This is a genomic window from Kribbella speibonae (genome assembly GCF_004331375.1).
Taxonomy (GTDB): domain Bacteria; phylum Actinomycetota; class Actinomycetes; order Propionibacteriales; family Kribbellaceae; genus Kribbella; species Kribbella sindirgiensis.
Genome location: NZ_SJKC01000001.1, coordinates 409,711 through 423,460, shown reverse-complemented (window position 1 = coordinate 423,460; position 13,750 = coordinate 409,711). Strand labels below are relative to the sequence as shown.

The following is a 13,750-nucleotide window of genomic DNA, read 5'->3' as shown; positions in this document are numbered from 1 at the left end:
CGGAAACAGGAGCGTCATGCCAGGTTGCTACCGTCCGATGCCATGGTGATCGAGGGTGTGGAACTGCGACCGGCGCCGCCGACCGACGCGGAGGTGCTGGCCCTGACCACCGCGCAACAGGCCGAACTGGCGGCGATGTACGGCGAGGACCAGCCCCTGGTCGCCCTGCATCCGGACATCGCGTTCACACTGCTGACGCTGAACGGAAGATCGGTCGGCTGCGTCGGACTCCAGCCGGTCGCGCCCGGTCTCGGCGAGATCAAGCGGATGTACGTCGTGCCGTCCGCCCGCGGCTGGGGCCTGTCCCGGATGCTCCTAGAGGTCGTCGAGAACCAGGCGCGCTCGGCAGGCCTCACCAAACTCCGCCTCGAAACCGGCACCAAGCAGGTCGAGGCGATCGCCCTCTACACGAACCACGGCTACCAGCCGACGCCGCCGTACCCGCCGTTCGAGAACGAGATCGCCTCCCTCTGCTACGCCAAGGACCTCTAGGTCCTGGCGGCCGGCCCTCCAGTCCGAACTGCGGGGCCGTGCGACAGGTCGTCGTGGGCTTACACCTGATATTCCCTGTCCCCAGCAACCGGAAGGTGTCAGTTCCCGGCAACCGGCCGTCCGCGCTCACCAGTAGCCGCATTCCGCCGTACACCGTCCCACCGGTGCACTACCTGTCGAGCCTGCCCACCACCCAACCAGCCACCCCTTGCAGCAGCCCCGTGCGGGAGCCCTTGCCCGTCCGCCGGCAGGACCCCACTGGCGGGTTATGTCACCGCTGGCCTCCTACATCCCGCCATCGGCCACATAACCCGCCAGCCACCACACCCACACGTCCGACACAAGGGACGAATATCCACTCCCGTTCACAGACGACCGGGGCACCCGGTGACTCCTGGATGGCGCAACTGGTGGCTATTGCGGGAGGTTCAGTACCAGGTCTTCGCCTTCGCGGTGGAAGCCCAGGTTCTTGAGGTATGGGGTGGAGTCGCGCATCCGGGGTGGGGCGATGACCTGGTGGAAGCCTTGGTCGGTGAAGACGTCGCTGCGGCGGTAGACGAACTCGCCCGGGGTGAAGTCTCGGTACTTCGGCACCACGTAGTCGAGGTCGATCTGCGCTCGGCCGGTGCCCGCGTCGTGGGCGAGGACGACGCCGACGGTGCGGTCGCCGTGCTGGACCAGGAACGCGTACGGGCTGGCGGCGAGCGTGAAGCCGGGGTTGAACCGGGTGATGTCCTTCTCGTGCCGCTGCAGGACGTAACCGAGGTACGCGTCGGCCGAGTTCACCGGCAGCACCTGGTACTCCGCGTCGTCGTGCCGGTGCCGGAGCAGCCGCCAGAGATGGACGACGTTGATGACCGCGAGGACCGCGTTCATACCGACCATCGGCCAGACGCCGACAACCGCGTTGAACCCGACCAGGATCACGCAGCCGATCAGGTTCAGGACCCGCAACCGCAGGATCCGGGTCTGCAGCAACGACCACACGACCAGCGCGGATCCGCCCCACCCGATGATGCTCCAAACGTCCACACCTCGGAGACTAGTGCGGGTGAGCGACTTCTTGCTGCTGGACGGCGCCCCGTTACCGATGGTCGACCCGATGGTGCTGCGAGCAACGTCGTACGGTCACTTCACCTCGATGCAGGTGCGTGACGGTCAGGTCGACGGGCTGGACCTGCACTTCGAGCGGCTGGACCGCAGTACGCGGGAGGTCTTCGGCCGGCCGCTCCCCGAGGACCGCGTCCGCGCCGACCTCCGCGCGGCCCTCGACCACGCCGGTACCGGCGACCTCTCGATCCGCGTGAACGTCTTCGCCGACGACGAACTCCACCTACTGACGCGGGTCGGCCCGCCGGTGGCTCCCGGCACCCGTCCGCTCCGCCTGCTCGCCTACCAGCACGAGCGCGCCGTCCCGCACCTGAAACACACTGGCACGTTCGACCTCACGTACTACGCCCACGCCGCTGAACAGGCCGGGTACGACGACGCCGTCTTCCACACCGCAGCCGGCGAACTCTCCGAAGCCTCCATCTGGAACCTCTGCTTCGCCCGCGGCCCCCACCTCGTCTTCCCCAAGGCCCCGTCCCTCCCCGGCATCCGCCAGCAGGTCCTCCAGCGCGGCCTGGACGACTACGCGATCACCCCGGTCCCGCTCGCCGGCCTGAAGACGTACGACGCCGCGTACCTCACCAACTCCATCGACCCGGCGCTGCCGGTCGCTTCGATCACCACCAAGGACGGCACCACGACGTACGAGCCGCACCCGGCCTCGGCTGCTGTCCTCGCGAAGGCCTACGCGGCCGTGCCCGCCCAGCCGATCAGGAGCGCTGAGACCACCAGTTGAGGAGTTCTTCGCGGGCTCGGTCCTCGCCGAGGGGGCCCTGGTCGAGGCGTAGTTCCATGAGGAACTTGTAGGCCTCGCCGACCTCGCGGCCGGGGGCGAGGTCGAGGATCTGCATGATCTGGTTGCCGTCGAGGTCGGGGCGGAGGGCGTCCAGTTCCTCCTGCTCCTGGAGTTGCGTGATGCGGGCTTCCAGGTCGTCGTACGCGGCGCGGAGGGAGTCGGCCTTGCGGCGGTTGCGGGTGGTGCAGTCGGCGCGGGTCAGGATGTGCAGCCGTTCGAGCTGATCGCCGGCGTCGCGGACGTAGCGGCGTACGGCGGAGTCCGTCCACTCGCCGTCGCCGTACCCGTGGAAGCGCAGGTGCAGCTCGATCAGCTTGCTGACCTGCTCGATCTGTTCGTTGCTGAACCGCAGCGCCTTCATCCGCTTCCGGGCCAGTTTCGCCCCGACCACGTCGTGGTGGTGGAACGTCACCTTCCGCGCACCCTCGAACTTCAGCGTTTTGGGTTTCCCGATGTCGTGGATCAGCGCCGCGAACCGAACGACGAAATCCGGCGTCTCCACCGATAGCCGCGATTCCAGATCGATGGCCTGATCGAGGACGGTGAGTGAGTGCTCGTACACATCCTTGTGCCGATGGTGCTCGTCCTTCATCAGCCGCAGCGCCGGCAGTTCGGGCAGCACGTGCTCGGCCAGCCCGGTCGAGACCAGCAGGTCGAGCCCGATCCGCGGGTGGTCCGCGCAGATCAGCTTCTCCAGCTCGTCGCGGACCCGCTCGGCGGACACGATCGTGATCCGGTCGGCCATCGCGGTCATCGCCGTCACCACGGCCGGGTCGGGTGTGAACCCGAGCTGCGCCGCGAACCGGGCCGCCCGCATCATCCGCAGCGGGTCGTCCGAGAACGAGTCCTCCGGCGTACCGGGGGTCCGGATCCGCTGGTGCGCGACGTCCTCCATCCCGCCGTACGGGTCGACGAACTGCCGCGACGGCAGCCGGACCGCCATCGCGTTCATCGCGAAGTCCCGGCGCGCCAGGTCGCCCTCCAGGCTGTCGCCGTACGACACCTCCGGTTTGCGCGAGGTGGGATCGTAGGTCTCCGACCTGTACGTCGTGACCTCCAGAACCCACTCGCCCTTCCGGGAACCGATGGTGCCGAACGCCTTGCCGATGTCCCAGACATGGTCCGCCCAGCCGGACAGCAACCGCTCGATCACGTCGGGGTGCGCTGACGTGGTGAAGTCGAGATCCTTGCTCCCCCGGCCGAGGAGAATGTCCCGGACAGGACCGCCGACCAGGGCGATCTCGTGGCCTGCGTCGGCGAACCGGTGGCCCAGTTCGTCGACCACTGGAGCGAGTTCCAGCAGGGCCTGGACGGCGCGCCGCTGTGCGGCGGGCAACGATCCGGCGGAGGGTGACTGGTCGGCAAAGGGTGACACGGGGAACTAGGTTACGGTGACGGCGTGTTCAGACGGCGACTGAGGCTCTCCGCGATGGCGGGGGCCTGCCTTGTGGTTGCTGCCTCGGCAGCGACTCTGGGCGCTCCGGCCGAGGCGGAGGCGGCGCCCGCCGACGAGCCGGCCGTCCAGGTCACCATCGACACGTTCGGCCCGACCGCGCCGAAGCCCGGCCAGCCGGTCGTGATCAAGGGCCGGGTGACGAACACCAGCTCGGTGACGTTCGAGGAGCCGCAGGCGCTCGCGTGTATCGACCGCACTCGCCTGGCCAGTACGGCGGCACTGGACGCGATCTCGGCCGAGCAGAACATCCCGATGAACGACCGGGACAGCTGCAGCAACCTCACCGACGACGAGCAGACCTTCCAGCCGTTCGAGAAACCGCTGGCGCCGAAGGAAACGGTCGCGTTCACGCTGACGGTGCCATGGAAGGAGTGGCGGATCCTCGACGCCACCGGCGTATACGTCGTCGGTGTTACGTTCCGGGGCCAGCCGCCGAACAGCAACCGGATCATGGCCGGCCGCGCCCGCACCCTGATGCCGGTGCTCGGGAAGCAGCCGCTGACCCGGGCGGTCAACACCGCTCTCGTCGTACCTCTGCAGCACCGCCCGACGCAGCTCGGCGGCAAGAACTTCGCGAACGAGTCGCTGTCCGCGGCGCTGGCGCCGACCGGAGAGCTCGGCCGCTCGCTCGCACTCGGCCGGCAGCACAAGGTGACCTGGCTGGTCGACCCGGCGATGCTGGACGAGATCCGGCAGCTGGCGAAGGGCTACGTGGTCGTCGGTGAGAACGGACAGACCACGCCCGGCGCCGGTCAGGCCGTCGCGACCGCCTGGCTGAAGGAGTTCGACGCCGGCCGCGCCCGTGGCAACCAGGTCGTGCTGCTGCCGTACGGCGACCCGGACGTCGCCGGCCTGGTGGACTCCGGCGACCCACTGAAGAAGCTGGTCGCGCAGGCCCGGACGAAGACCGAACGCTCCGGCGGCGAGCTGGCCCCCGGATTCACCAACGGCCTCTGGCTCGAAGGCGGCGCCGCCGCGAGCCGCTACCTGGCAGCCGCGGCCGGCGGCTTCGCCGGCTCCACCCCCGACGACCTGAACCTCATCAGCAGCTCCTCGTGGTCCGCTGCCACTCGTCCGGTGCTGACCAGCACTCCCGTGTACAACGTACTCACGCCAGGCGGCACGCATCGCTTCGAGCGCGCGGTGATCGCCAACTCGTCCTTGACCACCGGCGGCCCGGATCCGGAGACCGCCGACAGCCCGCTCCAGGTCCGGCAGCGGTTCGCGGCCGTCACCGCGCTGATCGCGGCCGGCGGCAAGGGCACCGCGTCGGTGGTCGTCGCCCCGCCGCGCGGCTGGGACAGCGACGGCCGCGCCACGGCCGCGCTCGCGGGCAGTCTGTCGCTGCCGTGGATCAAGGCCACCGACGTGGCCGGCGTGGTGGCGGCCAACCCGAAACCGCTGACCACCAGGGCACCGGCCGCGGCGAAGACGAACGGCGTACTGACCGAAGCCCAGCTGGACAGCGTCGGCCAGCTCGACGCCGCGACCACCACGATGCAGGACCTGCTCGTCGACGCGACCGCGTTGCCGGAGGTCATGACGCAGGCGCTGCTCAGGTCCACGTCGTCGAGCTGGAAGGGTTACCCGGAGGAGGCGCGGCACTTCACCGCGATCGAGCTCGGTTCGGCCAACCAGCAGCTCGGCAAGGTGCACCTGGTGAACGCGAGTGTGGACCGCGGGCTGCGCAAGGAGATCAAGGTCAACCTGGCCGGCAGCAAGGGCACGTTCCCGCTGACCATCACCAACGAGACGGACTGGTCGGTTCGGGTCGGCATCGAGGTCACGTCGGTGAACCGGTCCGACCTGAAGATCAGGACGCCGCAGATGGCCGTCCTCGCCCCCGGGCAGAAATGGACGCCGCGGATCAACGCGAGCGCCGAGCAGAACGGTCTGATCCGGGCCAACGCCCAGGTCGTCACCGCGAGCGGCAAGTCGGTCGGCAAGTCCCAGGAGCTGCTGATCCAGGCCAGCCAGTACGGCAGCGTCGGCTGGGTCCTGGTCGGCGCCGCGTGCGCCCTGCTGTTCGGTACGTCGTTCGTCCGCATCTACCGCCGGGTCCGCACCGAGCGCCGCAACACGGTCGCCGCGACCACCGCGGCCACGGCCGGCAGCACGGCCGACGACACGTCTGATCCCGCCCACGATCGCCCCGCGGCGAACGGCGTACCCGAAGCTCCGGCTCCGGAGGCGTCCCTGAAAGAAGGAGTCGGTTCGAAGGATGGCTGACCGCACCCTGCGCTCCGCGGCGGTGATGGCAGCCGGAACGGTGCTGTCCCGCCTGCTCGGATTCATCCGGATCGCCCTGCTCGCGGCCGCCATCGGTACGGCGCTGCGCGGCGACATCTTCACGGCCGCGAACACGATCCCGAACAGTCTGTACATCCTGCTGGCCGGCGGCGTCTTCAACACCGTGCTGGTGCCACAGTTGGTGCGCGCCATCAAGAACCATTCGGACGGCGGCCAGGACTTCACGAACCGGATCCTGACGTTCGGCTTCGTCGTCCTGGCGATCGTCACGGTGGCCTGTGTTCTGCTCGCGCCGGCGATCGCCGAGCTGTACCTGCCGAAGGAGCTGCACGACCCGTCCCGGGTGACCGAGAAGGCGAACATGATCATGTTCGTCCGGCTGTGCCTGCCGCAGATCTTCTTCTACGGCGCCTTCGTCCTGGTCGGGCAGGTGCTGAACGCACGGCGCCGGTTCGGTCCGATGATGTGGGCGCCGATCGCGAACAACATCGTCGCGTGCGCGTCGATCGTGGTCTTCCTGCTGATCTACCGGGTCGGCGACAACCCTCCGACGTACAGCCACGGCGAGGAGTTGCTGCTCGGTCTCGGGCACACGGTGGGCATCGCGGTCCAGCTGCTGGTGCTGCTGCCGTACCTGAAGGCGAGCGGGCACACCTACCGGCCGAAGTTCGGTCTCCGCGGTACTGGTCTGGGGCACACTGCCCGATTGGGCATCTGGACAGTTCTCTTCGTCGCCGTGAACCAGGTGACGCTGGTCGTCGTCACCCAGCTCGCGATCGCCGGTAGCGCCTCGAGCGACCCCGGCGCGAAGGCCGGTCTGTTCGCGTACAGCACCGCGATGCTGATCATCCTGGTGCCGCACGGCATCGTCACGGTCTCGCTCGCGACCGCGGCCCTGCCGCAGATGTCGGCGCTGGCGGCCGACGGGGACACGGCCGAGGTGGGGCGGCTGTCCGCCCGGTCGATCCGGCAGACGCTGGCGATCGTCGTACCGGCGGCGGCCGCGATGATCGCGTTCGCGTACCCGATCGTGACGATCATCGCCGGGTACGGCTCGGGCAAGAACAACCTGACGCTGATGTCGTACACGTTGATGACGCTCGCGCTCGGGATCGTGCCGTTCACCGTGCAGTACTTCCAGCTCCGCACCTTCTACGCCTTCGAGGACACCCGTACGCCGTTCTTCCTGCAGTGCGTGATCGCGGCGACGAACATCGCGGCGGCCGTGATCGGGGTCCGGGTGCTCCTGGACCAGACGCACCTCCGGTTCAGCGGTGTGGTGCTCGGCGGGGCGTATTCGCTGGCGTACCTGGTCGCCGTACTGATCTCCCGCCCGGTCCTGCGCCGCAGGGTTCCGCGGGTCCCGGGCGCCGGGATCGGGCTGCCGCTGCTCGCGATGGTGATCGCCGCGGTGGCCGGCGCCGGCGCAGGCCGCGTGGCTCTGTGGCTGCTGAGCCTGGTGATCGACTGGTCCGGACCCCTCGGCGCCGTCCTCCAACTGGGCGTCGCGGCGATCGTGATGCTGCCCGTGTACGCCGGTGTGTCCCGGGTACTCCGGATCCACGAAGTCAACGACGTCGTGTCCATGGTCACATCGAAGTTGCCGATCCGCCGCTGATCCGGCCCGCTTGTGCGTTAGTGCACCACCTGTCCGGTCAGTAGGGCACTACCATGGGGCCTGCGATCCGGACGTTGTGGTTTATAGGAGGGCGAGAGACACCGTGTCGAACCAGACCGTGAGTCCTGGTGCCCTCCTGGCCGGGCGGTACCGGATCGCCGAGTTGCTCGCGGAGATCGACGGCGCCCGGGTCTGGCGTGCCGTGGACGAGGTCCTCAGCCGCGCGGTCGTCGTCGACGTCCTGCCGGTCGGTGACCCGCGGACCAATCTGCTCTTCGACGCCGCCCGCCGGGCCGCCGCGGCGAACGACCCGCGGTTCCTGCGGGTACTCGACTGCGACATGCACGACGGCGTGACGTACTGCGTTCGCGAGTGGGCGGGCGGCCGGACGCTGGAGCGGATGCTCGGCACCGGACCGCTGACCGGGCAGCAGGCGGGCTGGCTGGCCCGCGAGGTGTCCGAGGCCCTCGAGAACCTGCACCGCACCGGCTACGCGCACGGAGCGATCAGCCCGGCGACCGTGGTGATCACGGACGCGGGCGCGATCAAGGTCATCGGCGTCGCCACGGAGGCGGCGCTGCGGTCGTCCGGCGCCGGTTCGCCGGAGGAGGACGTCCATTCCCTCGGCCAACTGCTCTACACGTCGCTGACCGGCCGCTGGCCCGGTCCGGCACCGGCGTGGGGCATGCAGCCCGCGCCCGTCGAGCACGGCCGGCTGTTGAGCCCGCGCCAGGTGCGCGCCGGCGTACCGCGCTCGCTGGACGACATCTGCGACCGCCTGCTCGGTGACCCGCCGCGGCACCACGCTCCGCCGATCACCAGCGCGGCCGGCCTGTCCGCCGCGCTGTCCGGCGTCGTCGGCAGCTCACACGAGCCGCCGAACCAGATGGACGAGACCGTCCAGGTCGCCCGGCAGAACGGCAGCGTCGACGACGCCACCCAGGTGGTGCCGCAGGCCCCGCCCCCGGCGATCGACCCGACCCCGCAACCGGCGTACGACTCGGAGCCGAACGGGTACCGCCAGCCGCAAGCGGCGTACAACCCGGCGACCGACACCCGTCCGGTCCGCCGGCAGCCACCGCCGCCCTCGAACGGGAACGGCCGGCGTCGGCACGAGGAGCCGAAGGCCAAGGGCGGCTGGGGCGGCCGGATCCTGATCCTGCTCGCGATCCTGGCCCTGCTGTCGGTGATCGCGATGGCGCAGTTCCTGCTCAAGGGCGCGATGAACAACGACCAGGGCAGCGGCGACGGCGGGACGAAGAGCAGTGCCCCGCCGCAGACCAGCACCACCCCGTCGGCGACCACCGGCGGGAAGGCGGTGATCGCGAGCGCCAAGGACTTCGACCCGGACGGCGACGACGTCGAGCACCCCAAGGACGTCAAGAACACCTACGACGGCAACCCGTCGACGGACTGGAAGACGCAGTCGTACAAGAAGCGGCCGGACCTCGGCGGCCTCAAGCCGGGCGTCGGCATCTACTACAACCTCGGCGCGAAGACCTCCGTCTCGAGCGTCGCGGTCGCCCTGGAAGGTGACGACACCAGCTTCCAGATCCTGATCCCGAGCGGCGACACCACCAAGCCGCCGTCGTCGATCGACGGCTGGAAGGCCGTGGCGACCAAGGCGGACCAGCCCGAGGGTACGGTGAACGTGACCCTGCCGGCCGGTACGCAGTCGCAGTACGTGCTGGTGTGGCTGACCAAGCTGCCGAAGGTGTCCGACGGGTACCAGGGCATCATCTCGGAGGTCACGATCCAGAAATGACCGCTCACGTGGACTCGGGCAATCCGCCGCCCCGGCCGGACGTCCCGCGCATCGGCGCGGGCGAGCCGGTGCCGCAGGGCCCGGCGCAGCCTGCCCCGGTGAGCGGGCCGGTGAGCTACGACCAGCTGGACGACCACGAGCTGCTGCGGATGCACGTGTCCGGCAACCCGGACTCGTTCGGGTTCCTGGTCAAACGGCACCGGGACCGGATGTGGGCGGTCGCGATCCGTACCCTCGGTGAGCCCGAGGAGGCCGCGGACGCGCTCCAGGAGGCGTTCATCTCGGCGTTCCGGCGGGCCGACTCGTTCCGCGGGGACGCGAAGGTGACCACCTGGCTGCACCGGATCGTGGTGAACGCCTGTCTGGACCGGATCCGGCGCCGCCAGGTGCGTGCCGCCGACCCGCTGCCCGAGGACGAGGACCGCGCGGCCGAGCTGGCCGGGCCGGCCGAGGACGACCCGGCCGAGGTCCGCGAACGCCGGCTGGACGTGCTGAACGCCCTGAAGCAGATCAACGAGGACCAGCGCGCCGCGCTGGTCCTGGTCGACATGGAGGGCTACTCGATCGAAGAGGCGGCCGCGATCCTCGACTGCGCCCCGGGCACGGTCAAGTCGCGCTGCGCCCGCGGTCGCGCCAAGCTGCTCCCGCTGCTGCGGCACTGGCAGACGACCAGGCAGTCCGACGTACCGGAGAAGTCCGCCGCGGAAGCGGTGGGAACCGAATGACCCGGTCGCCCGTCCTAGCGAAGTCGCCTGCCTCTGGCGACCGGACGACTGACGCCTTCGACCGGAGTTTCCCTATGACCACGCTGCTACGGCCGCGCACCTCCCGTGAGGAGGCGAGCCCCCGATGACCGATCCCGGTCTGCCGACCAGTGAGCACCTCGAGCACCTGGACACGGACACGATCGCCGACCTGATCGAGAACCTGCTGCCTGCTCCCGAGGCGCATCGCGCTCGTGAGCATGTGAAGGCATGCCCCGACTGCCAGCAGACGTACGACGCCCTTCTGCAACTGACCGCCGACCTGGCCGAGGAAGGCCGCAGCGACATCCCGATCCCGCCCGACGTCGCCGAGCACCTGGACGCGGTGATCGTGTCCGAGTCGGTGCTGCGCGCGTCCACCGTCGGGGTGCACTCGCTGGCCCAGATCCGCGAGGAGCCGCGCCGGCACCTGCCGAAGCTGCTCGGCGCCGCGGCCGGTGTGGTGCTGATCGCGGCGCTCGGCGTCGGCGTGGTGTTCGCCACCAAGGACCAGGCGAACGACGGCGCTGCCGCTGCCGACCACAACACGCCACCGGCCGACGCAGTGGCGGTCAGCACCCAGGACATCGGCTCGTCGGCGAAGCGATGGCTCGACAACACCCCGAAGATCCTGCACGGTTCGACCGACGAGCAGTCGTGCGCCAGGTCCTTCGCGGCCGGCCAGGCGAATTCGGACGTCCGGCTGGTGCAGCCCGCCAAGATCGACGGCAAGCGGTCCACGATCATCGGGCTGCAGGGTGCGAAGCCGTATGAGATCCAGGTCTTCGCGGTCACCGGATGTAGTGTCCCGGGCGGCGTACCCACCTCGTTCTTCGAGACCACGGTCACGCTGCGCAACCGCTGAGCTTCGAACGACGTGGGGTGGGTACGTTGGGAATGGTCGGCCTCTAGGATCCGTTGAGTACGACGTACTGATCTCGACTCCCCGAGGAACGCCTGCATGAGCGACTCCACCGCAGTCCGCAACGTCATCATCGTCGGCTCCGGGCCGGCCGGTTACACCGCCGCGGTGTACGCCGCGCGCGCGGCACTGGAGCCGTTGGTCTTCGAGGGCTCCGTCACCGCTGGTGGCGCGCTGATGAACACCACCGAGGTGGAGAACTTCCCGGGCTTCTCGCAGGGCATCATGGGCCCGGCGCTGATGGACGAGATGCGCACCCAGGCCGAGCGCTTCGGCGCCGAGCTGGTCGCCGACGACGTGACGAAGGTCGACCTGACCGGCGACATCAAGGTCGTCACCGACTCGGCCGGCGTCGAGCACCGCGCGAAGGCCGTGATCCTCGCGATGGGTTCGGGCTACCGCAAGCTCGGCCTGTCCGACGAGGACCGGATGTCCGGGCACGGCGTGTCCTGGTGTGCGACCTGCGACGGCTTCTTCTTCCGTGACCACGAGATCGCGGTCGTCGGCGGCGGCGACTCCGCCGTCGAGGAGGCCACCTTCCTGACCAAGTTCGCGAAGAAGGTGCACCTGGTGCACCGACGCGACGAGCTGCGGGCCTCGAAGATCATGGCCGACCGGGCGTACGCCAACGACAAGATCGAGTTCCAGTGGAACTCCGCGGTCGACACGATCCACGGTGACGACAAGCTCACCCACCTGACCCTGAAGGACACCGTCACCGGCGAGACCCGGGAGCTGCCGGCCACCGGCCTGTTCATCGCGATCGGCCACGACCCGCGCTCCGAGCTGGTCAAGGGCCAGGTCGACCTGGACGACGAGGGCTACGTGCTGGTCAAGCAGGGCAGCACCGAGACCAACCTGCGCGGTGTGTTCGCGGCCGGCGACCTGGTGGACCACACCTACCGGCAGGCGATCACCGCCGCCGGTACCGGCTGTGCCGCGGCCCTGGACGCCGAGCGCTACCTGGCCACCCTGGAGGACGCCGAGAACGCGGCGGCCGCCACCCAGCCTGTCTCCGTCTGAACCTCACAACCATCCTTGAAGGAGCTACCTACATGAAGGCCGTCACTGACGCCGAGTTCGACCAGACCGTCCTGAAGAGCGACAAGCCCGTGCTGGTCGACTTCTGGGCCGAATGGTGCGGCCCGTGCCGCCAGGTTTCCCCGATCCTGGAAGAGCTGTCCCAGGACCACGGCGACAAGCTCACGTTCCTGAAGATGAACGTGGACGAGAACCCGGTTACCCCGAGCAACTACCGGGTTACCGGTATCCCTACGATCAACGTCTACGTGAACGGTGAGCTCGCCAAGTCCATCGTCGGCGCCAAGCCGAAGGCCGCGCTGCTGAAGGAGCTTGCCGACTTCACTTCCTGAGCACTGCCCGCCGCCACGGCAAGGAGTACTGACTGATGGAATCCCCGCACGGCGTTTACCGCATCGGCGACAGCGGTGAGGCGGTCGCCGAGATCGTCGGCAAGCTGCAACGACTCGGGCTGCTGACCGGCGGCCACGACGTCTACGACGAAGCGACCGCGCACGCCGTCCGGGGATTCCAGCAGCAACGCGGGCTGATGATCGACGGGATCGTCGGCCCGCAGACGTACCGCGCGATCGACGACGCCCGCTGGCGGCTGGGCGACCGGCTGCTGACGTACGTCCCGGCGCACCCGATGAGCGGTGACGACGTCCTGAGCCTGCAGGCGAAGCTGCAGGAGCTCGGGTTCGCGGTCGCCCGGATCGACGGGATCTTCGCCGCGGACACCCAGCGCGCGGTGACCGAGTTCCAGCGCAACATGGGTCTGCCGGCCGACGGCACCTGTGGCCCGTCGACGTTCAAGGCGCTGCAGCGGATCCGGCCGATGGCGACCGGCGGCCGCCCCGACGCGTTGCGTGCGCGTGAAGCCGTGCGCGCCGCCGGGCCGCGACTGTCCGGCAAGACTGTGGTGATCGACCCCGGTCACGGCGGCTTCGACTACGGCTGGGAGGGCTACGGCCTGCGCGAGTCCGACATCGCGTACGACCTGGCCGCCCGGATCGAGGGTCGCCTCGGCGCCACCGGCGTACGGGCGTATCTGTCGCGGGGCCGCGATCAGGGGCCGGACGAGTTGGCGCGCGCCGCGTTCGCGAACGAGACGGACGCGAACCTGTGCGTCTCGCTGCACACCGACGGTTCGATGAACCCGGCCGCGCAGGGCGTCGCGACGTACTTCTACGGCAACGACCTGCACGGCGCGAGTTCGAGCGTCGGCGAGCAGTTCGCCGGCCTGGTACAGCGCGAGATCGTCGCCCGCACGGACCTCCTGAACTGCCACACCCACGCCAAGACCTGGGACCTCCTCCGCCGGACCAAGATGCCCGCGGTCCGCTTGGAGATCGGCTACGTCACCAACCCCCACGACTCCGCCCGCCTCGCCGACCCCGCCTTCCGTGACGTCATCGCCGAAGCAATCGTCGTCGCCATCCAGCGCGTCTACCTCCCCCCAGAACAAGACGCCGCCACCGGCATGCTCCGCTTCGGCCAACTCACCGTCTGAGTCCGGTTCTGCACCCCACCGCCGATGACAGACCATGGGCAACCCGCCGGGCACCCGACGCTGGA

At 69.4% G+C, this 13,750-nt stretch carries 12 protein-coding genes; 10 read left to right on the top strand and 2 right to left on the bottom strand.

The features are described 5' to 3' along the window. Nucleotides 1-42: 42 nt before the first annotated feature. A complete protein-coding gene (locus E0H92_RS02120; RefSeq protein WP_131495206.1) occupies nucleotides 43-492 on the top strand; it encodes a GNAT family N-acetyltransferase in 450 nt (149 codons plus the stop codon). Nucleotides 493-906: 414 nt separating this feature from the next. Here the strand turns inward: E0H92_RS02120 and E0H92_RS02115 are convergent, their stop codons facing one another. Continuing rightward, nucleotides 907-1,524, bottom strand: a complete 618-nt coding sequence (locus tag E0H92_RS02115; protein WP_131495205.1) for a YgjV family protein — start codon at nucleotides 1,522-1,524, stop codon at nucleotides 907-909. Nucleotides 1,525-1,543: 19 nt separating this feature from the next. On the opposite strand from E0H92_RS02115, the gene E0H92_RS02110 reads away from it, so the two are divergent. Next, nucleotides 1,544-2,338, top strand: coding sequence for an aminotransferase class IV (locus E0H92_RS02110; RefSeq protein WP_165549667.1), 795 nt, complete (start codon nucleotides 1,544-1,546; stop codon nucleotides 2,336-2,338). Here the strand turns inward: E0H92_RS02110 and E0H92_RS02105 are convergent. Continuing rightward, nucleotides 2,313-3,773 (bottom strand): CCA tRNA nucleotidyltransferase, encoded by a 1,461-nt coding sequence (locus E0H92_RS02105; RefSeq protein ID WP_420323492.1) that lies wholly within the window; start codon nucleotides 3,771-3,773, stop codon nucleotides 2,313-2,315. The two genes, E0H92_RS02110 and E0H92_RS02105, sit on opposite strands and share 26 nt — an antisense overlap. A 24-nt stretch (nucleotides 3,774-3,797) precedes the next feature. On the opposite strand from E0H92_RS02105, the gene E0H92_RS02100 reads away from it, so the two are divergent. The 8 genes from E0H92_RS02100 to E0H92_RS02065 all read left to right on the top strand — a co-directional run bounded on the left by E0H92_RS02100 (nucleotide 3,798) and on the right by E0H92_RS02065 (nucleotide 13,685). Further along, nucleotides 3,798-6,083 (top strand): hypothetical protein, encoded by a 2,286-nt coding sequence (locus tag E0H92_RS02100; RefSeq protein ID WP_131495203.1) that lies wholly within the window; start codon nucleotides 3,798-3,800, stop codon nucleotides 6,081-6,083. Beyond that, nucleotides 6,076-7,722: a murein biosynthesis integral membrane protein MurJ gene (gene murJ / locus E0H92_RS02095; protein ID WP_131495202.1), complete on the top strand. Its 1,647-nt coding sequence runs from the start codon at nucleotides 6,076-6,078 to the stop codon at nucleotides 7,720-7,722. Before E0H92_RS02100 ends, murJ begins: the two co-directional genes overlap by 8 nt. Nucleotides 7,723-7,825: 103 nt before the next feature. Further along, nucleotides 7,826-9,487, top strand: a complete 1,662-nt coding sequence (locus tag E0H92_RS02090; protein ID WP_131495201.1) for a protein kinase family protein — start codon at nucleotides 7,826-7,828, stop codon at nucleotides 9,485-9,487. Beyond that, nucleotides 9,484-10,212, top strand: a complete 729-nt coding sequence (gene sigM / locus E0H92_RS02085; RefSeq protein WP_238173275.1) for an RNA polymerase sigma factor SigM — start codon at nucleotides 9,484-9,486, stop codon at nucleotides 10,210-10,212. Before E0H92_RS02090 ends, sigM begins: the two co-directional genes overlap by 4 nt. A 124-nt stretch (nucleotides 10,213-10,336) precedes the next feature. Then, nucleotides 10,337-11,095, top strand: a complete 759-nt coding sequence (locus tag E0H92_RS02080; RefSeq protein ID WP_131495200.1) for an anti-sigma factor family protein — start codon at nucleotides 10,337-10,339, stop codon at nucleotides 11,093-11,095. 96 nt (nucleotides 11,096-11,191) lie between these two features. Further along, nucleotides 11,192-12,175, top strand: a complete 984-nt coding sequence (gene trxB, locus E0H92_RS02075) for a thioredoxin-disulfide reductase (protein ID WP_131495199.1) — start codon at nucleotides 11,192-11,194, stop codon at nucleotides 12,173-12,175. A gap of 32 nt (nucleotides 12,176-12,207) precedes the next feature. Beyond that, complete coding sequence (gene trxA / locus E0H92_RS02070; RefSeq protein ID WP_131284454.1) at nucleotides 12,208-12,525, top strand: thioredoxin; 318 nt, start codon at nucleotides 12,208-12,210, stop codon at nucleotides 12,523-12,525. A 35-nt stretch (nucleotides 12,526-12,560) separates the two neighbouring features. Continuing rightward, a complete protein-coding gene (locus E0H92_RS02065; RefSeq protein ID WP_131467041.1) occupies nucleotides 12,561-13,685 on the top strand; it encodes an N-acetylmuramoyl-L-alanine amidase in 1,125 nt (374 codons plus the stop codon). Nucleotides 13,686-13,750: the final 65 nt, after the last annotated feature.

Coding starts and splice junctions, on each gene's coding strand:
- E0H92_RS02120 (WP_131495206.1), top strand. CDS start 43: ATGGTGATCGAGGGTGTGGAACTGCGACCGGCGCCGCCGACCGACGCG.
- murJ (WP_131495202.1), top strand. CDS start 6,076: ATGGCTGACCGCACCCTGCGCTCCGCGGCGGTGATGGCAGCCGGAACG.
- sigM (WP_238173275.1), top strand. CDS start 9,484: ATGACCGCTCACGTGGACTCGGGCAATCCGCCGCCCCGGCCGGACGTC.
- E0H92_RS02080 (WP_131495200.1), top strand. CDS start 10,337: ATGACCGATCCCGGTCTGCCGACCAGTGAGCACCTCGAGCACCTGGAC.
- trxB (WP_131495199.1), top strand. CDS start 11,192: ATGAGCGACTCCACCGCAGTCCGCAACGTCATCATCGTCGGCTCCGGG.
- trxA (WP_131284454.1), top strand. CDS start 12,208: ATGAAGGCCGTCACTGACGCCGAGTTCGACCAGACCGTCCTGAAGAGC.
- E0H92_RS02065 (WP_131467041.1), top strand. CDS start 12,561: ATGGAATCCCCGCACGGCGTTTACCGCATCGGCGACAGCGGTGAGGCG.